The 18,995-nt window shown below is 57.3% G+C and carries 17 protein-coding genes, 1 tRNA gene and 1 rRNA gene; all 19 read right to left on the minus strand.

All coding sequences use genetic code 11. From position 1 onward, the window contains the following. Positions 1-114: 114 nt before the first annotated feature. The 19 genes from HMPREF2527_RS09445 to rrf all read right to left on the minus strand — a co-directional run bounded on the left by HMPREF2527_RS09445 (position 115) and on the right by rrf (position 18,887). Positions 115-1,089 (minus strand): hypothetical protein, encoded by a 975-nt coding sequence (locus HMPREF2527_RS09445; RefSeq protein ID WP_070507983.1) that lies wholly within the window; start codon positions 1,087-1,089, stop codon positions 115-117. Between the two features lie 257 nt (positions 1,090-1,346). Continuing rightward, complete coding sequence (locus HMPREF2527_RS09450; protein WP_070507986.1) at positions 1,347-3,317, minus strand: NHL domain-containing thioredoxin family protein; 1,971 nt, start codon at positions 3,315-3,317, stop codon at positions 1,347-1,349. A 286-nt stretch (positions 3,318-3,603) separates the two neighbouring features. Beyond that, on the minus strand, positions 3,604-4,356 hold the full coding sequence (locus HMPREF2527_RS09455) for a hypothetical protein (protein WP_070507988.1): 753 nt from the start codon (positions 4,354-4,356) through the stop codon (positions 3,604-3,606). A gap of 256 nt (positions 4,357-4,612) precedes the next feature. Beyond that, a complete protein-coding gene (locus HMPREF2527_RS09460; RefSeq protein WP_049350543.1) occupies positions 4,613-5,365 on the minus strand; it encodes a hypothetical protein in 753 nt (250 codons plus the stop codon). A gap of 278 nt (positions 5,366-5,643) precedes the next feature. Then, positions 5,644-6,372: a preprotein translocase subunit SecD gene (locus tag HMPREF2527_RS09465; RefSeq protein WP_070507990.1), complete on the minus strand. Its 729-nt coding sequence runs from the start codon at positions 6,370-6,372 to the stop codon at positions 5,644-5,646. 268 nt (positions 6,373-6,640) lie between these two features. After that, positions 6,641-7,363 (minus strand): transcriptional regulator, encoded by a 723-nt coding sequence (locus tag HMPREF2527_RS09470; protein WP_246824801.1) that lies wholly within the window; start codon positions 7,361-7,363, stop codon positions 6,641-6,643. Positions 7,364-7,662: 299 nt separating this feature from the next. Next, on the minus strand, positions 7,663-8,373 hold the full coding sequence (locus HMPREF2527_RS09475) for a hypothetical protein (protein WP_070507994.1): 711 nt from the start codon (positions 8,371-8,373) through the stop codon (positions 7,663-7,665). A 213-nt stretch (positions 8,374-8,586) separates the two neighbouring features. Further along, entirely contained in the window at positions 8,587-9,375 is a 789-nt protein-coding gene (locus tag HMPREF2527_RS09480) for a hypothetical protein (RefSeq protein WP_070507996.1), read from the minus strand. 522 nt (positions 9,376-9,897) lie between these two features. Further along, complete coding sequence (locus HMPREF2527_RS09485; protein ID WP_005506733.1) at positions 9,898-10,185, minus strand: HU family DNA-binding protein; 288 nt, start codon at positions 10,183-10,185, stop codon at positions 9,898-9,900. A gap of 92 nt (positions 10,186-10,277) precedes the next feature. Further along, complete coding sequence (gene rpsN, locus HMPREF2527_RS09490; protein WP_005506731.1) at positions 10,278-10,583, minus strand: 30S ribosomal protein S14; 306 nt, start codon at positions 10,581-10,583, stop codon at positions 10,278-10,280. Positions 10,584-10,585: 2 nt separating this feature from the next. Further along, positions 10,586-10,756: a 50S ribosomal protein L33 gene (rpmG, locus tag HMPREF2527_RS09495; RefSeq protein ID WP_004005967.1), complete on the minus strand. Its 171-nt coding sequence runs from the start codon at positions 10,754-10,756 to the stop codon at positions 10,586-10,588. Between the two features lie 3 nt (positions 10,757-10,759). Further along, a complete protein-coding gene (gene rpmB, locus HMPREF2527_RS09500) occupies positions 10,760-10,996 on the minus strand; it encodes a 50S ribosomal protein L28 (protein ID WP_004005966.1) in 237 nt (78 codons plus the stop codon). A gap of 835 nt (positions 10,997-11,831) precedes the next feature. Next, positions 11,832-12,644 (minus strand): SGNH/GDSL hydrolase family protein, encoded by an 813-nt coding sequence (locus tag HMPREF2527_RS09505; RefSeq protein WP_070507999.1) that lies wholly within the window; start codon positions 12,642-12,644, stop codon positions 11,832-11,834. A 158-nt stretch (positions 12,645-12,802) separates the two neighbouring features. Continuing rightward, positions 12,803-13,633, minus strand: coding sequence for an ABC transporter ATP-binding protein (locus tag HMPREF2527_RS09510; RefSeq protein ID WP_049340521.1), 831 nt, complete (start codon positions 13,631-13,633; stop codon positions 12,803-12,805). 139 nt (positions 13,634-13,772) lie between these two features. Next, the gene (locus tag HMPREF2527_RS09515; RefSeq protein WP_070508001.1) at positions 13,773-15,971 is read right to left on the minus strand and encodes an acyltransferase family protein; all 2,199 of its coding nucleotides are present in this window, start codon (positions 15,969-15,971) and stop codon (positions 13,773-13,775) included. A gap of 125 nt (positions 15,972-16,096) precedes the next feature. Next, positions 16,097-16,170 (minus strand) — tRNA-Thr (locus HMPREF2527_RS09520). 231 nt (positions 16,171-16,401) lie between these two features. Then, positions 16,402-17,280 (minus strand): DsbA family protein, encoded by an 879-nt coding sequence (locus tag HMPREF2527_RS09525; RefSeq protein WP_070508003.1) that lies wholly within the window; start codon positions 17,278-17,280, stop codon positions 16,402-16,404. A gap of 425 nt (positions 17,281-17,705) precedes the next feature. Next, positions 17,706-18,449 carry a DUF6891 domain-containing protein gene (locus HMPREF2527_RS09530; RefSeq protein ID WP_012904151.1) on the minus strand — a complete coding sequence of 248 codons (744 nt, stop codon included), beginning with the start codon at positions 18,447-18,449 and terminating at the stop codon, positions 17,706-17,708. Positions 18,450-18,770: 321 nt separating this feature from the next. After that, a 5S ribosomal RNA gene (gene rrf / locus HMPREF2527_RS09535) occupies positions 18,771-18,887 on the minus strand. Positions 18,888-18,995 lie beyond the last annotated feature (108 nt).

Raw genomic sequence — 18,995 nt, forward strand, 5'->3', positions numbered from 1 at the left:
AAAAGGGTCAGTATTATCCTCGCTCCTAACAGAGGAGAGGATAATACTGACCCTTATTTTTAACATCAATAGCTCACTCAAAAATTTATTTTCTAGATAATTTACAAAAGAGCTTTATGATTCATCAGTAGAATTCCTTTTCCTGTCACGAATCCAGAAAAACACGAAGAGAATTACGGCAAGAAGCAAAAGAGTAAACTTCACCTGATCTAAAACAACAGAATATTCTGGCGAGGAAGACCCCATCCACAGAAGAGGGTTATCCAAAAAATTCTGCCTAATAGATGCCGCATCGGAGGAGCTAGCATTAAATATTTTCTGCATCCTTACGAGAAGCGGATCAATATAGCTTCCAGTCACTGCTTTAGCCACAGAATTCAACATAGAGCCGCCCAGTATAACATCGAAGAAAATCCATGAAACCGCAAGGCAACCAGCAGGAAAGATTAATGCCATTATGGAATATTTGAAGAACTTCCTCATTTCAACAAAGATTTTAATAAAAAATACAAATGAACATAAAACACTGAAGGAGAGAGTGAAGAAAGATATATAGTCAACCAGAGAGAAGAGCATTTTCTGGTCTTCGCCTGAAACAAATATAGCAAAGGTAACTACTCCACAAATTATGGCTATAATCGTAGCATCTCCAAGGAATTTTATATACTTCCCAGCAATCCATCTAACCGAATAACCTTTATAATCAAAAACCCTTTTAAAAACCACAGCAAAAACATGGGCAAAAAATAATATGATTATTAGATATATCATTGGGGGCAAGATACATACCTGCAGGATATATTCACACAGCGTATAGATCTCTTCAAATTTTGGGAATCTTGGATATTCTGACCCCTGAGTAAAACCCTGGTAAAGTACTACCCAGTATGCATAAACAAATATTACAGTTACAGCAGCTGCGCTGATAAACGATATCTTGCCTCCCCTAGAAACCCATGGGGAAGTCCGGATCTTCTTGTAGATCCAGCTTTCTTCATGTCCAGGTTGAGGTTCTTCAAAAGCCCTCCCAACTCTCTGGGAATAATGCTTCCATGCATGTTTCAACTCATCAAGATATTTATTCAGCAATATACGCACCTACATCAGTAAAATCAGCAGACACTATTACTATATCGTCATGAAACTTCACGAGGATGACCCGGCCCTTTCGCGTCCCACAATCCTAAAAGTACAAAGGGAACCGGTACTATCCGCAGCGGTATCAGGGGGCACAACAGAAAAGGGTCAGTATTATCCGTAGCGACATCAGGGTGTCCGAGCGAAGCGAGGACGGGTGCCCCTGTAGGAGCGAGGATAATACTGACCCTTGATTCTTTTATAGATCCCTAGTTGATACCGCGAAGGTCCAGGACAAGTTCGCTTTCGTCTGCCTCGTCACCGGTCACGACGACGGGAATACCCCAGTCCTGCTGGTAGAGGTGACATGCTGCATGCTCGGGGATGTCACCGCCGGGGGTGCCGTCGCAGGCGGCGGCGCGTGCGGTGATGTGCAGGACTGCCTCGGTGATTTCGGGGTTGAGTACGAGGGTGCGGGTCAGTCCGGTGGAGGTGCCGGCGCCTTCCAGGATGAAGTTCTCGGGGGTGGAGGAGATCTTCAGCTGGGTGGGGTCGCCCCAGCGGGTGTCGAGCTTCTGGCCGGTGGGCACGGTGAATCGTGAGGTGAATTCGAGGGTGCCGCCGGTGAGCTTGGTGGAGGGGCGTGCGGTGGTGATGGCGCCTTCGTCGACGTGCTGTGCCTTGGCGGGGATGGAGGCGCGTACGAGCTGGTGGGCGTTGGTTTCGACGATGATGAGGCGCGGTTCTTCGCCGGGTACTTCTTCGACGAGCAGGTCGGAGGGTTCGTCGAGGCCGCGTTCGAGGGTGCCGAGGGTGCCGGTTGCGGGGTCCCAGCGGCGGATGGCGCCGTTGTAGGTGTCAGCTACGGCGATGGATCCGTCGGGCAGTTCGGTCAGGCCGAGGGGGTGCTGCATGCGGGCGGTGTCGGAGTCGCCGTCGACGAAGCCGAAGTCGAACAGGCCCTTGCCGACGGCAGAGGTGACCTGTACGCCGTCTTCGGTGAAGGTGACGTGGCGCAGGCCGCTGGTTTCGGAGCATGCGACCCAGAGGCTGCCGTCGCGTGCTTCGATAATGCCGGAGGGCTGGGCGAACCATGCGTCGGCGGCGGGGCCGTCGGCGAGGCCTTCGACACCGGAGCCTGCGAAGATGCTGACGGTGCCGTTGATGGGTTCGTAGCCGAAGAGCTGGTGGGTGCCTGCCATGGCGATGATGAACTGACCGGCTTCGCGGGAGTAGACAGCGTCCCAGGGCGAGGAGAGCGCAATCTCGGTGGCGGGCACGCCGGTGGGGATGTGGTTGGGGTCGCCGGTGACGGCGTTGTCGCCGTCGATGACGCGCTGCACGCCGTTACCTGCGAGGGTGCGTACTTCGCCGGTACGCAGGTTGAGGGAGCGCAGGCGGTGGTTGACGGTGTCGGCGACGAGCACGTCGTAGCCGAGCTGTTCGCGCAGGTTTTCGGGTACGAGGGCGAGGCCGGCGGGTTCGTTGAAGCGTGCTTCGGTGCCGGTGCCGTCGACGTGGCCCTTGACGGGGTGGTTTACGGGGTCGTCGCCGCCACCGTAGGTGTTGATGACGGTGTTGAGGTCGGCGGCTACCTGCAGGATGCGGTGGCGTGCGCTGTCTGCGACGAGGTAGGTACGTTCGCGGTTGCCGAAGAGGTTTGCGGGGCCGAATTCGGCGGGCAGTTCAATGGCCTTGCCGGGGAAGGCGTAGGTGCCGGCTGCCTTGGGGCGGGGTACGTAGGGGCCGTCGCCGCGGTGTAGGGTGCCCTTCGCCTCGTGCTCGGCGACGAGTTCGCGTACGAGGGAGGTGAGGCCCTGTACGTGGCCTTCGCCGGAGAGGTGGGCGACGATGTAGCCTTCGGGGTCGACGACGACGAGGGTGGGCCATGCGCGGGCGGTGTATGCCTGCCAGGTGGTCAGTTCGGGGTCGTCGAGTACGGGGTGGGTGATGTGGTAGCGGTCGACGGCTGCGGCGAGCGCTACGGGGTCTGCTTCGTGTTCGAATTTGGGGCTGTGTACGCCGACGGTGACGAGTACGTCGGAGAATTCTTCTTCAAGGGGGCGTAGTTCGTCGAGGACGTGCAAGCAGTTGATGCAGCAGAGGGTCCAGAAGTCGAGAATAACGATTTTGCCGCGAAGGTCCTGCAGGGTGAGGTTTTTGTCGCCGGTGTTGAGCCAGGCTCGGCCCTCGAGTTCGCTGGCGCGCACGCGTACGCTGCGGGTGGTGTTCTCGCTCATGGTTTTCTCTCCTGTTGGGTGCGCCGTGTGTGGGCGCGTTGGTTTGCTGTCTCCATTATGCCAGCGTGGTGGGGGTGGTTCGCTGGGAGTTGAGCTTTGTGACTTGGGGGCTTAACGACCTGTCATATTAAGTCATATTCAGGGTGGCGTGTGGGTGCATAAAAGCGCCCCGCACGCATCACGTTCGGATGCGCACGGGGCGCTGAGGTATTCAGGCGGTCTAAGATAATCAGCTCAGTTCAAATGTGCGCGGAATACAGCCGAATACGCTGGAATTCATCGATTCCTAACCCGCATTAGAAGCCCGTTCGGGGTCCCAGATACGGGCCCGCTTCGTCGGCTTTACAGGTTCCTTCGGCGTTACGTTGAGAGCCTCAACAGGAGCGGGGGTTTGCGGGACTTCCAGGGACGTGTAGGATTCCTCGTTAACCTCATTCTTAAAGTCGATAATCTGGGTCATACCGTCTGACTCGACATTGATAAGACGCCCGCCAGCCATAATTGCATGCCACGAGCCATCAGCTTCTACGGTGATGATTGATCCATCAGGAGTGACGCGGCCCCAACTACCGTCCTTCTTGATAATGATGTCATCGCCGTTGTTCGCCTCAACAATGGCGATTTCATCGCCGAGGGATGAGGTATACACGGTGCCGTCAGCATTCGTAGATTTCTTTGAGGCGGGGCTCTTCTTGGCCTCTTCAATGGTTTCTTTAAAGGATTTCTGGTTGCCAGCACCTGAGTTGGAATCTGTGGGCTTAGATTCTTCGTCCTCAGCGACCTGCTTTTCATCCGAAGCATCCTGCGTTGAGTCTGCGCCGGCTGTCTCTTCCTCAGCCTTAGCCTGGGCATCACTCGAGGTCACCTGCGACTCAGGGGATGCGGCGTTTGCAGTCAGCGAGGTGGAGGAAGCGTTAGGAGTAGCGCTTGCAGATGCACTCTCATGGGAGATAGTGGTGGTCTGCGTAGCCTCATCACAGGCAGCCAGGCTGAGCGTTACGGCAAGACTCAAAGACAAGACAGCAATGAATTTCTTCACTAATTTTCCTTTTTCAGACACGCTCTGTGTGCATACCTGCACCGCATGAGGCGTGTATTAAGTAAGCGCTAGATTCTGAGCGCTTCCCTATCCTAGCAATAGATACCTGACGCTTCCTATTTTCTATATATCGGGCGTGTAGTTTCCCGCATGCGAAAGCGCCCCGCACGCATCACTATCGGATACGTGCGGGGCGCTAGTAAGCCCTATTCTGGCGGGCTGTTCTGACTGTTCGGCCCGGGGCAGGGGCTAGTTTTTACTTGGCGCCTGCAACCTCGGAGAGGTCACCAATCTTGGTGGGCTTGACCGGGGTCTTAGCGGTGCCGCTGAAGCCGTCGATACGGCCGGGGGCCTTCGGAGTTTCGATGGTGGAGACGTCGGTCGCCTGCTCAAAGGTCTTGGTGTTCAGCACGGATGCGGTGCCATCTGCATTGACAACGGTGTAGAGGTTGTCCTTGGGATTGGTCTTGATCCAGGAGCCGTCCTCTTTCACGACGATGGTTGTACCGTTGGAGTCCATGCTGGTCCACACACCGTTATTCTGGATGCTGATGATAGCGCCGTCCTTGGATTCGAATGCAGCGAGTTCATCGGTGTAGTAGACGGTGCCATCGCTGGTCTGCACCTTCTTCACGCCGGACTGCTCCTTGAGCTGCTCCAGGGCTTTCTTGCTGGCGGTGTAGCCTGCGGAGGCTGCCTGATCGGCGGATTCCTGGCCCTTCTTGAGTGCTTCGGTTGCTTCGCTGGGCAGACCGCTGGGGGCGCTGATGGTGCCCTGGGTGGTCTTGGTTTCTGCCTTGGTGGTTTCAGCTGCTGCGGAGGCGGTGCTCTTGCTGGTTGCTGCTGCGGAGGTGCTTGCGGGTGCCGAGGCAGTTGCGGAAGCGGTTGCAGAAGCGGACGCGCTTGCCGATGCGGAGGAGTTGGAGTTGGCGCCGGAGTTGCCGCCGCAGGCTGCGAGGCCGAGGGCACCGGCAATGGTCAGGGACAGAACAGCAATTGACTTCTTCACTGAATTTCTCTTTTCTGTATGCGCCGCTCTGCGGCGGCGCAGTGCATGGTGTGGTTGACCTGTACTCCAGTATGCCCGGAGTACGCCTCCATGCTAGCACCGTGACCTGAAAGCTCCCTGAGATGTTGCGGTGCTTCCCTTCCCCCGCTTTTCATGGGTCTTCTCAGCTCGGATCGAAGACGCAAAACACCCCGCACGCATCACAGTCGGATACGCACGGGGTGCTGGTGTCCCTGTTCTGTCGGGCTATTCGGCCCGGAGGCAGGAGCTCGTTTTTACTAGAGGCCTGTAATCTCAGAGAAGTCAGCAACCTTGGTGGGCTTGACCGGGGTCTTAGCGGTGCCGCGGAAGCCGTTGATGGGACCAGGTGCCTTCGGGATATCGATGGTGGAGACGTCGGTTGCCTGCTCTAAGGTCTTAGTGTTCATCACGGCAGCGGCGCCGTCTGCCCTAACGGCGGTGTAGAGGTTGTCCTCAGGGTTGACCTTGATCCAGGAGCCGTCCTCATCCACGACGATGGTTCCACCGTTGGAGTCAAAGCTACTCCACGCACCGGTATTTTTGATGATGACAATAGCGCCACCCTTGGATTCGAAAACTGCGAGTTCATCGGTGTAGTAGACGGTGCCGTCGCTGGTCTGTACCTTCTTCACACCGGCCTCGTTCTTGAACTCGTTCAGGGATTCCTTGACGGCGCTGTAGAATGCGGAGGTTGCCTGCTGGTTGGATTCCTCGCTCTTCTTAAGGGCTTCACTTGCATCGGTGGGGGCGCTGATAGTGCCCTGGGAGGTCTTGGTTTCTGCCTTGGTAGTTTCAGCTGCGGCGGAGGTGGTGCTCTTGCTGGTTGCTGCTGCGGAGGTTCTTGCAGGTGCGGAGGCGGTTGCGGAAGCAGACGCGCTTGCCGATGCGGAGGGGCTGGAGGTGAATCCGCCGGAGTTGCCGCCGCAGGCTGCGAGGCCGAAAGTTGCGGCGAGGCTCAGAGACAGAACAACAATAGACTTCTTCACTGTGCTCTCTTTTCTGTATGCGCCGCTCTGCGACGGCGCAGTGCGTAGTGTGGTTGACCTGTACTCCGGTATGCCCGGAGTACGCCTTCATGCTAGCACCGCGACCTGAAAGCCCCCTGAGATGGTTTGCAGCTTCTCCTCCCCCTCCCGCTACTTTTACGGGGCTTCTCAACGCGGCTTGACAACGCAAAACGCCCCGCACGCATCACGTTCGGATGCGCACGGGGCGAACGGATCTAGCTAGTCGCCAGCTAAGCGGTGGATACGGTTAGTTCACAGCCATGCTAGTCGGCTTAACGGGGGTCTTCGGGGCGGGGAAATCTCCCACCGGAGCCGGGGTCTTGGGCATTTCCAGGGACTGGTAGTCGTCCGAAATCTCCGAGGTCTTAACGTTCATAATGGAAGCCGCGCCATTCTCATCAACGTTAATGATTTCACCGTTAGGCTTGACAGCGGCCCAGCCGCCCTTCTCAGTCACGGCGATAACCTCGCCTTCAGGGGTCACACGTACCCAGCTGCCGTCGTTCTCAATGCTGATGTAGCTACCGTTCTTAGCTTCGACAACAGCGATGCTTCCGTCAGGGTCAGCGTACACGTTACCTTCAGTGTTCGTAGTCCTCTTGGTGGAGTGATCTTTCTTAGCCTCTTCGACGGTTTCCTTGTAATGCTCGTAGACCTTCGGGCCGTAGCTACTATCGGTGGCGTCCGTGGGCATGGAGGAAGCACCCGACAAGCCACCCTTCTGGCTTTCGGATGCCTTAGCGGAGGAGCTCGAGCTATTTGCGTGTGCAGAAGCAGATGCACTTGCCGAAGTGGATGCTGAGGTAGCTGCCGAGGTGGTTGCAGTTGCGGACGCGCTGGAGGAGGCAGACGCGCTTGCCGAAGCGGACGCGCTCGCGGATGCACTCTGGCTTTCGGCGGGTGCCTTGGCGTTGGAGCTGCACGCGGCAAGACCGAAGGTTGCGGCGAGGCTCAGGGACAGAACAGCCATAGTTTTCTTCACTGTGTTCTCTTTTCTGGTAGATCCCCGTGCTATGCCGGGGAGACCTATAGTGTGGTTGTTTGTTGAGTGAGAGTTGAGTGAGAGTTGAGTGAGAGCTAGATTCTGAGCGCCTCCCTAATCCTAACAACAGTTATGCGAAGCTTCCTATTTTCCCTAGGAGTTCAGCGCAACTTGAAGACGCAAAACGGCCCCGCACGCATCACGTTCGGATGCGCACGGGGCGTCTTCATAAGTCACGGACTGTCACGCTCTACGAGCGCCACAAGCCGCTGTTAGCTCTTTACAGCTTACTTGGGCTGTGCGGGCTTGACGGGGGCGACCTTAGCCTGTGCGGGCTTTGCGGGAACCTTCGGAGCCTTCAGGTCTGCCTTCTCGCCGCCAACGATGGAGGTTACTTCACCGGATGCGTCCACGGTTGCCTGCAGGCCGCTGTTAGCCTGGATGCTCCAGGAGCCATCAGCCTTGACTGCGACCTGGCCGTTTGCGTCCTGGCGGCTCCAGGAACCGTCAGCCTGTACAGCTACCTGACCTTCGTCACCCTGAATGGTCCAGCCGCCGTCCTCAGAGACAACGACGTCGCCCTCAACGGTGGAGGTGGTGTTGCCCTCGGAGTCCTTGGACTCAGCCTTGGTGTTGCCCTTTGCGTCGGACTCTACCTTGGAGGAGTTACCCTCGGAGTCCTTAGCGTCTACGGATGCCTTGCCGTCTGCGCCGACCTTCACGTCTGCGGAGTTGCCCTCGCCGTCGTTAGCCTTGACGGTGACGTTGCCGTCCTTGTCAACCTTCACGTCTGCAGTAGCGGAAGCGGAAGCAGCCGAGGTGGTTGCAGCTGCAGAGGATGCCTTAGCCGATGCGCTTGCGGAAGCAGTTGCAGAAGCGGATGCAGTCGCGGTGGTGGTGGAAGAGGACTGGGAGCCACATGCGCTCAGGCCCAGTGCGCCTGCGAAAGCGATGGACAGAACCGCGGTGGTCTTCTTCATTGCGGGGGCGATAGCCATTGTTTCTCCTTGTGGTTGTTAGTATGGTGCGGCTAGTTGGCGACGTATTCGCGTCGTGCGCGGGATCCGTGTGGGTTCCCATAACGATTATCGGTTTAACCAACCGCGTTAATTCTATCGAGTTTGGGTCTGTTTATCCGGGTGCATGGGTGTTTATCCGCATTCTAGCGGGTGGCATAGCCCACGTTTTCACCCGGTTCGTCAGTCAGCTTCTTAGCGGCGGGGAGTGACGGGCTTGACCGGGTCAGCGCCAGCACCGGCAGGCTTGACGGGTACGGCAGGTACCTGGAAGGTTCCCTGTCCGGTCTGTTCCCAGGAGCCGTCAGCCTTCACTTCGACAACACCGGGGGTTCCGACGAGCTCCCAGGATCCGTCTGCTTTCACCTCTACGTTGCCGCTCGGGCCGACGCGTTCCCAGGAGCCGTCAGCATCAACTTCTACAATGTCGCCGTTGGGGGCGTGGTAGGACCAGCCGCCGTCAGCGTCGATCTGGATCATGGTGTAGCCGTTGGATGCGCTGACGGTTCCGCCGTCGACGGTCACAGAACCGTTACCGGCACCGTTAGAGCCGCTCTTGGCGGTGGTCTCGCCTGCCTTCTCGTCGACCTTTGCAGAGGAGCCGGAGTTGCTGGAAGCCGAGCCTCCGTTGACGGTTGCGTTGCCGCTAGCGTCTGCGGTCACGCCGGTTCCGTCAGCACCGTTGACGGTTACGCCGTTTTCGGTGACGGTGACGGTACCCTGCGAGCTGCTTGCGGTAGCGCTCGGGGAGGCTGCGTCGCTTGCCTTGACGGTGACCTTGCCGTTGCCCGCGTTGACTGCCGCGTCGGCGGTGGAGGATGCCTTGGCGGTTGCGGTTGCGGTGGGTGCCGGGCTGGAGGTGTTCTGTGCACCGCAGGCGCTCAGACCCAGTGCTGCGATTGCTACGATGGACAATGCGGCTGCGCCGGTGCGGAGGCGGTGGCTGGTGGGCTGTGCGGAAGTACGCTGAGCGTGGCGTGCCATGAGGGGTTCTCCTTGTGAGTCCCGGAGGGTCGGTCGTCCGGGGTTTGTATGGTTGTTTTTCCGGTTGGGGGTTGAGCCGCTTGTATGGTGTGTGGCTTTTCCTTATCCGGTGATTCCAGCTTAGGGTGTGAGTCTAAGATTGAGCTTTAGTTTGCTGTGTTTAAGCTGTGTCCGGACGGCAATGTATAAGTATTTTTCCCAGTGGGGTTTCATAGTCGCGGATTTTCGCTCAGCTTATGCATAGCTTTCTGCTTAAATGTATAAATTTTCTTTATTTTTCTGTAGCCCATCATAGCTTCCCCTGTGAAACCGAGCTACTTTCTGTATCTTATGCTCGAGTTAAGGGTTAGGGTCTTGAAGACCCACCTTGTGCACGCTCCCCGCCGCGCGCACCCTCCCAGCCCTCCAGCCGCTCTGCCTCCCCCAGCAACCCATGCCCTATCAGCAAGAGAACATCTGGGCATACTAAAAGACCCCCACCGTGAGGGTGGGGGTCTTTTATCAGATTCAAAGTCTCAAGAATTACTTCTTCTTAGCGACTGCTGCCTTCAGCTTGGAGCCTGCGGTCAGCTTCACGCCGTGACCGGCGGGAATCTGGATAGTTTCGCCGGTCTGCGGGTTACGGCCGGTACGAGCTGCACGGTCGGTGCGCTCGATTGCCATCCAACCGGGGATGGTGATCTTCTCGCCCTTGGAGACGGAAGACTCGAAAACCTGGAACACTGCGTCGAGGACTGCGTTGACAGTTGCCTGGCTCTTGCCAGACTTCTCTGCAACCTCTGCAACGAGTTCGGTACGGTTCTTAGCCATTAGGGTGCCCCTTCCAGAGACTTAAGGTTTGAGTCTAAAGCGAGTGACCGTCGGTGACGACGGAAAACCGTTTAGGAACTAAAATACCAGATTTACCAGCTGGACTTGGTGATACCGGGCAGCTCGCCGCGGTGTGCCATTTCGCGGAAACGCACGCGGGAGATACCGAACTTCTGGAAGGTACCGCGGGGGCGGCCGTCGATCTGGTCGCGGTTACGCACGCGAACGGGGGAAGCGTTGCGGGGCAGCTTCTGCAGTGCCACGCGTGCTGCTTCGCGCTCCTCGGGGGTAGCGTTCTCGTCGATCAGGGTCTTCTTCAGCGCGATACGCTTCTCGTTGTAGCGAGCGACGATGACCTTGCGCTGCTCGTTGCGAGCGATCTTGGACTTCTTAGCCATTCTTAGCGCTCCTCTCGGAAGTCAACGTGCTTGCGAACGACGGGGTCGTACTTCTTCAGCACCATACGGTCGGGGTTGTTGCGGCGGTTCTTACGGGTCACGTAGGTGTAACCGGTGCCAGCAGTGGACTTGAGCTTGATGATAGGACGGAGGTCCTTAGCCTTGGATGCCATTTACTAGATCTTCTCCCCGCGTGCGATGATTTCTGCAACAACGGCATCGATGCCACGAGCATCGATAACCTTGATGCCCTTAGCGGACACGTTCAGGGTTACCTTACGACGCAGCGAAGGAACCCAGTAGGTCTTCTTCTGAACGTTCGGGTCGAATCGACGCTTGTTGCGGCGATGCGAGTGCGAAATGCTGTGTCCAAAGCCGGGAACAGCTCCGGTCACCTGGCAGACTGCTGCCATGTTTCACTCCTTTATTGATTGACTTTTATGACGGTACGCAGTCGATGTTACTCGTGAGCGTCCCGCCACCAATGTAGAAGCACCGGGTTATTCGCCGGGCTAGAGTGTTTGAGATCGTCACGTGGGTGAGAGGCCACGCATCGATCCCCGCCGCGGGAAAAACGGTGAAGCTTATTAGTGTCGAGAGGCGTTTCCACCACTACGAACAGCGTTAAATTCTAGGTAAATACGGGGGTTCGTGCAAGCCTGCACGCCGGATTTTGCCTTAAAAATCCGCGGAATCTCGGTGTTCTGAGCCGATTGCGCCTCGTTTAAGCGAGGCACGCGATTCGCGGATGCACGCCTGCCGTCGGGCGGCAAACATACCTACCTATTCTACCAAAAATGGATGTTTTTGCAAGTCCAGATGTTTTTAAGGAATTCTTTAACGCCCCTAGTCAGGCGTTAATGCACTGATTTAAGAACGGGCGTTCTCTATGTGACCGGGGATAAATTACACCGTTGAAATTCATGTTGTGAGATTAACAGCTTAAGCCGGATTTAAGCCGAAAACAGCCCCGCGTCACCGCTTCTGACGGTGTGCGCAGGGCTGTTAAACAGACTTAAACACGCGCTTAAAGAGCTTTTAACTCTCGTTTTAACGCTTCCGCCCCGGTTTTAAAGGGCAGTTTAAGGGCTCGTCGCGGTGCGGATACGGCCGCTTTGCCCCGCTCCGTTACGGTGTAGATACGACACAAGTATGGGGCAGATACGGCGCAGAGCACTCCCCTACCGATACAGTTCTAGCTAGGGTTCTACGCCGTATCGTGAGCCCCCGCGAGCCTAGTTCTTCAGCCTAATTATTCAGGCTTGCCGCGGGCACCCACTCCGGGTACTTGGGGCTCACGCCGTCACCGGAGCTCGTACCCTTCAGGCGGCGACCAATCCACGGCAGGGCGAACTCGCGAACCCAGCGCGCCTCCTGCTCGATCTTCTCGCGAGCAGTCAGCTGCACCTCCGGGGGCAGTACCGATTCGGTCACCACGCCGGGCAGGCCGAGCTGTGCCAGCACGCGGGATGCGAAGCGTTCGTGGCCGAGGTCGTTCATGTGCAGGCGGTCGTCAGCCCACAGACGCCAATCGAGGAAGTCAGTCCAGCGCCAGTAGTCGATAATGTGCACGCCGTGATCCTCGGCGATACCGCGCAGTAGCTCGTTGTAGGTGGCGGTGCGGCCGCGGGTGCGGGCGAAGGGGCCCTGACCCTGCACATCCAAGCCCGTAACGGTCAGAATCGTGATGTCCTGGGCGCGCATGGCTGCGAAGGCTTCGTCGACGCGGGTCATGAGCTGATCGATATCAACGTTGGGGCGCATGATATCGTTACCGCCGCCGTAGAAGGTAACGATATTGGGGCAGAGGTCCAGGGCTCGAGGCAGCTGTTCATCCAGGATGGGACCGAGCAGGCGGCCGCGGATAGCAAGGTTTGCGTACTGCGCCTGCGGGTCTACTGCACCGATGCCTTCGGCAACGCGGTCTGCCCAGCCGCGCAGGCTGTTAGGGCGGCGGCGGTCAACGTCGCCCACACCTTCGGTGAAGGAGTCGCCGATTGCCACGTAGCGTACTGATTCACCGTTGAGCTTGCCGTTGGAGTCTAGGAGCGGGGTCGTCATTGTGTTCTTCTTTCCGGGCCTCTATAGAGAATGACCCTTCTGTGGAAGAAGCCGGCACACCCGCGCGGTGTACCGGCTTCTTCGCTTAGCTTTCGGTGCGTCCTACTTTCCAGTATCCCACTGTTATGGGCGCTTCATCAGATATGAGCGGGGGTTTCTTAGGATGCGACAGCTGAACCGGCAACGGTGGACGCACTCCGGGGATGCGGAACAACCACGACGCTGCCGTCGTTAAACGGATCGGCGACCTCTGCTTTCAGACCGAAAATGGTGTGCAGGTTCTCACGGGTGAGCACGTCGTGTGCTTCGCCTTGAGCGACGATGGAGCCGTCCTTCATCGCGACGAGGTAATCGGCGACTCGGGCGGCGAGGTTCAACTCGTGCAGCACCATGATCATGGTGGTGCCGCGTTGCTCGTTGAGGTCCGAGAGTAGGTCGAGTAGCTCCACCTGGTGTGCCAGGTCGAGGTACGTGGTCGGCTCGTCCAGCAGTAGGATGTCGGTTTCTTGGGCGAGCGCCATGGCAATCCAGACGCGCTGACGTTGGCCGCCAGAGAGTTCGGTGACCTGTCGTTCGGCGAGGGACATGGTGTCGGTGGCTTCTAGTGCCCAGGCGACCGCCTCATCATCTTCGGCGCTATTGCGTTTGAAGAGTCCCTGGTAGGGGTAGCGTCCTCGGGAGACGAGGTCGGCTACGGTAATTCCTTCGGGGGCGATGGGATGCTGGGGCATGAGCCCAACCATGCGGGCGAAGCCCTTCATGGAGTATTCGTGGGTGGGTTTGCCGTCGAGGGTGAAGTCGCCGTTGAGCGGCTTGAGTAGTCGGGAGACACCGCGTAGCAGGGTGGATTTACCGCAGCCGTTGGGGCCGATGATGGCGGTAACTTTGCCCTTCGGGAATTCGAGGGAGAGGTCTTTGACGATGGTGGTTTCGCCGTAGCCGAGGCTGACGTTCTCTACTTTGAGGGTGCGTTCGGTGATTTCTTTCATGGCGTCCTTTCTTCTCTAAGGCTTTTCCCGGGAGCCTCCTAACTTAGCCTATCCTAATTTCGGGTCAGAATATAGCGAATCCCCCGAACCGTTCACACTTCTGTAGAACAGCACGGGGGATCCGCTATATCGGCGAACTTTAGAAGTTCACTTTTCCGTTGACGAGCCAGCCGCCTTCCGCTGCACGCTGGAAGACTTCCTGAGCCATGGTGCGGCTGTAGGTCTTGGAGACATGGTTGTCATCGATGTAGACGTAGATGTTTCCAACCACGGGGCTGCACATGCCGTCCGGGCAGTACACGTCCTTCAGGTCCACCATGACGGCACCCTGGTTGCGGTACTTGTCGAAGATTTCCTTTGCAGGGTTTTCTGCGGCGTACTTGTCGCTTGCGGGTCGTGCGCAGGAGCTCTTGTCGGCGCCGGCCTTCTGAGCGCATTCGTAGATGTTGTACTCGAAGCGCGGGTTATCGCGCAGGCCAATGACCTGGACTCCTGCTTCGGTGAGGCGGCGGACCGTCTCATCGAGGCTCGGGTCGACTCGTTCGTCGTTCGAGCGTGCCTGGGCAACGGTGGCGATGAGCACCACGGTCTGCGGCTTACGCTTGAGAATTTCCTCGGTCATCTTGGTGTTGAATTCCGAGCATTCGTTGCTGGCGTTGACGGCGCGGACCGGGTACTGGCAGCCACCGAGCAGGTAGGTCTGCAGGTTGGTTTTGGTCTGTTCTGCGATGGGCTTGAAGATGCTCAGCGCCTGTTCGGCGTGGGAGTTACCGATGACCATGGTCAGCGGTGCGTCCTCGGGTCCGTACTTCTGCAGGCTGCAGTACTTGGCGAGTGCCGGGTCGGAGGGCGCGAAGCTGCCAACGCAGGGGTCGCTCAGTCCGTCGAACTGGGTTTTGACGTCACCACCGGAGGGGATGGGGTTGTCAATGAGTCCCTGCTGGGCGCCGCCGATAGCGCGGGCGCCGGGGTAGTTTTCGCTGGCGGTCTGTACCTGCAGTTCGGCGTTCTGCTCGGACTGGGTGTTGCGGTAGCCTACCCATGCCTGTGCGGCTACCAGGGGTACACCTGCGACCAGGAAGATCGCGAGGATGAAGGCGAGCTGGTCTGCCCAGGTCTTGACCGAGAAGATGGTCTTGAAGCGCATCTTCATCATGAGCCAGGGTACGAAGGGGTCCTTGCGGTAGCGCAGCGGCTTCTCGACGAAGCGGATGAGCAACCATGCCAGGCCGATGGAGGTAAGGATGATGACAGCACCTTCGATGAAGTTCACGCGGGAGGTACCGACGGCGCTGCTGTAGAGGATGAGGATGGGCCAGTGCACCAGGTACAGGGCGTAGGAGATGTTGCCGAGGTTCTGCAGGGGTGCGGAGACCAGCAGTCGATCGATGCCCCAGCGGCTGTTGGTGCGGCCTGCCATGATGACGAGCGCACCGGAGATCACGGGCCAGAGCGCCAGGTAGCCGGGGAATGCTCGTTCAACGGGCAGGATTGCGCCACAGGTGACCAGACCGATGATACCGACCCAGCCCATAACCACTCGAGCCTTTTCGGGTGCCTTCCACTTGAGGGTGAGCATTGCCAGCAGGGTGCCGATGGCAAATTCCCACAGGCGGGTGCGGGTGTCGAAGTAGGCGAATCCCTGGTTGGTGTCGGTTTCGACGATGGAGAAGGTCAGGGATGCGACGAACACCGTGTTGAAGATGAATACCGCGGTGGTGAAGAGGTTCCCGCGGAATCGGTGCACGACGTAGGCTACTGCGGCGAAGAGCAGGGGCCAGATGATGAAGATCTGTCCCTGGATGGAGAGCGACCAGAAGTGCTGGAAGGGTGACTTCACGGAGGCGTTTTGGGCGTAGTAGTCTACGGAGCTGAACGCGAGGTTCCAGTTCTGGAAGTAGAACAGGGAGCTCCTTGCGTCGGTTACGGTTTGCGACCAGCGACTGGGCGCGAGCACGAAGAAGGACGCAATGGTGGTACCCGCGATAACCACGGTGGCTACGGGTAGCAGTCGCTGGAAGACGTGCATCCAGTAGCTGAAGAGATTGAGGGGTTTGCCTTCGTTGATCTTGCGCATGAAGGAGAGCGAGAGCAGGAAGGCGGAGATGAAGAGGAAGACGTCCACGCCGCCGGAGACTTTGCCGACCCAGACATGGTAAAGCACCACGAGGAGCACGGCGAAGGCGCGCAGGCCCTGGATTTCGGGGCGGAATCCTCGCGATTCGATGAACTCTTCGAGGGGGTAGTCGCTGGCTTCGCGTGCTTTGATGCTGCGCGGGGCGGTGGTGTAGGTTCCCTGCGAGGCGGGAGCCTGCGGGGTTCCGGAGGTTTCAGACATTCTCGGTTCCTCAGGATGGATGTCGATGTGCTAGTGCGGGTCCCTTAGACACTACAGGACACTCGTACAATAAAATCCTGATCCGCACCTCTGCTATGAGGCTGGTGCGAACCAGGATTTTTCTGAGCCCCCTACCGGATTCGAACCGGTGACCCTCTGTTTACAAGACAGATGCTCTGGCCAACTGAGCTAAGGAGGCAACCTGTCCAGTGTACCTTATTCTCTTGGTTGAGTCTGCTTAGTTGTTCTTTTAGGGTTTGGTTGAGAATACTTCTAAATTATGGGGTGATAGTATGTTCGTTTCCTTCGTTTTACCCCTTATGAGCACCACCTCTGTATGCTGCTCACCCACCCCTCGTACTCATCACCGTGTATGGAAAAACCCGGTAGCCTCGCGTGGAGGTTACCGGGTTTTCCTGTATCGAAGCGGTTACTTCTTCTTAGCTTCGATCTTTTCCTTCAGGAAGGTGCTGAAGTCGTTGCTGGTGTACTGGTCACCATCAACGAAGACGGTGGGGGTACCCTTAATACCGTTCTTTGCGGATTCAGCGTTGACCACGTCCACGAAGGGGCGCCACTTGCCATCGTTCATATCGGAGCCGATGGAGGCGTGGTACTTCGAAGCAATGTCGGCGATCTGCTGGTTGTTCATGTCGCCGCTGCCCTGGTGGGTGAAGATCTCACGCTGGTAGTTCAGGAAGTCGTGGGTGCTGACCTGGTTTGCCACGGAGTATGCTGCTGCCGCGTTACGTGCGGAGTATGCGGTGGGCGAGGAACGGTCCAGGAAGGTCAGGTTACGGATTTCCAGGGTGATGGTGCCGTCTTCGACGAGCTTCTGGATTTCCTCACCGTACTTCTTCTCAAACTCTGCACAGTGCACGCAGTTGTAGTCCTGGAAGATGGTCACGCGTACGGGCTGGCCGTTCTTGGATGCCTCTTCAGCGGTCTGCACGCCCGGGGGCAGGGTGTTGACTGCTGCTGCGGTTCCGTTGACCATGGGGGTCACGGAGGAGGTCGAGGTTGCGAGCTGCTTGAAGTCGCGGGTCTCCTGGGTGGAGGAGTTCTGGACGATGCCGTCCTTGGTCAGCACAATGCCACCGTATTCGTTGGCGCTGGAGGGCACCGGGCCGCTTTCTGCTACCTTGGTGTTCTTGTTGCCGTTGACTACGACGAAGCCGATGATACCTACGATGATGAGGACCACGGCGAGTACGCCGAACTGGAGCCAGCGGCGGCTTGCCTGGCTGGGGCTCTTCTTGGCCTGCTGGGCCGCAATCTGGCGGGCTTTTTCGCGGGCGTCGGTCGACATGCCTGCTCCTTTGGTTGGGAATATGGGTGGCGGTTCGTCCACTTCTTCTAGCCTACTCCTTATGGAGTACGCACCCATCAGGGCAGAGGTTCAGAGTGCCAGTGCTCGTCTGAGCTCGGCGCCTTCTGATCTCTGCCGGGCGTTCTAAAGCTCAGCTTCCTGCTACGTATAGCAACTGAAAGGTATGTCGAGCAGTTCCTATCATGTGGATAGGTTCTGTCTTTTCTCTAGTGTGGATGTACCGCGCTACCCGTCTAGCCTACCGAATGGGTGCCTTATCGGCTAGTTAATACTCTGACTGAGATACTGTGATGTCTATTCTCACGCTCTCAGCTTATTTTCCTCGTAAACTTTCGTAGCTCTGGGAGGTTCCTCCCCTGCCACAAGCTACGCCGAGGCACCCACCCGGTTCAGCTCACCAGCCGTTAGGGAATGTTGTAGACTTCCACTCCCCCAATGAAGGGGCGGGTGTTGTAGTTACCATTCCACTTCACGCTCAGGCCGTGCTTCTCCAGTACGGGAATAACCGTCTCTCGCAGCAACTGTGCGGAGAGCTTCTCGTGAAGGGCCCTAATCTCTTCCTTCTGCGCATCGCTCAGGGTATTCCATTTTTCTTCGTCCCTGGGGTAAGCGAGGAAGGAACCGAAACCGATGTAGGTTCCGCCGCTCTCAGCGAGGCTTTCAGTGTCCTGCTCATGGAAGTAGATGTATCCCTTCCATTCACGGCTATCATCCATTTCGTCCCAGATTTCTGCGGATGCGCAGGTACCGCAGCAGGTGAAGTTCTGTCGTGCAATGACTCCTTCTTCTTCCAGCGCTGCGAAGGCACGGTTGAGGTTGGAGTTCTTCTGCATTTCGGGGGTAATGCCCAGCTCAGCAGCAAAGGCACGACGACGCTTGATGAGCTCTTCCACGTAGTCCTCTACGCGCTTCTCCCAGAGCTTGCTGTCTTCGTTCTCCCCATCGTATTCCAGACCGAGTACGTCCATCACATAATCGGTAATGGTTTCTACGTACTGCTCAGTATCAGATTCACCCATGAACAGCAGGGGCCAGATGGGCCAGAGCAACTCGGCTTCGTCTTCTTCATCCAGCCCCCATTCTTTGGGGAAGGGCGGGTCGAGGCGTTCTTCGCTCCAGCGTTCGTAGATGCTCTTCTCATCAGCCATGATGATGCTCCTTTGCGTGTTCTCTATTCGCTCGGGTAGAGATGTGGATTGCTCTTGTTGTTAAGGTACCAAGAGTTTCTCCACCGTGCCCTCTGCTTCGTCATTCAGGCGGATCTGTGAACTCCCCATCTCGTCGCCCCTGCATCAAGGCTGGCAGGCTGTCTAGGTTGCGTCCCCTGTTCCTCTGCTTCTCAGCTGAGTCTCTAAACCTCTGCATCTCTGATGAGTTAGGTTTCTTTCGTCCAGGAGTTTTCATTCTAAGAGTTTTTGGGTACACAAAAAGAGGGGAAGACCTATAAGGTCTTCCCCTCTTGAATAAAAAACCCGCGGCGACCTACTCTCCCACACCCACAAAAGTGCAGTACCATCGGCGCGAAGAGTCTTAGCTTCTGGGTTCGGAATGGAACCAGGCGTTTCCCTCTTGCTATAACCACGGAAAATCTAGCGAATAACTTCGTTATTCAAAATTTCCGAATAAAAAGCCTCAACTTCCCGAAGGAAGCCCAGGGTTATTATCCAAAAACCATACAGTGAACGCAAACAACA

Source organism: Rothia sp. HMSC071B01, assembly GCF_001808945.1.
GTDB lineage: Bacteria > Actinomycetota > Actinomycetes > Actinomycetales > Micrococcaceae > Rothia.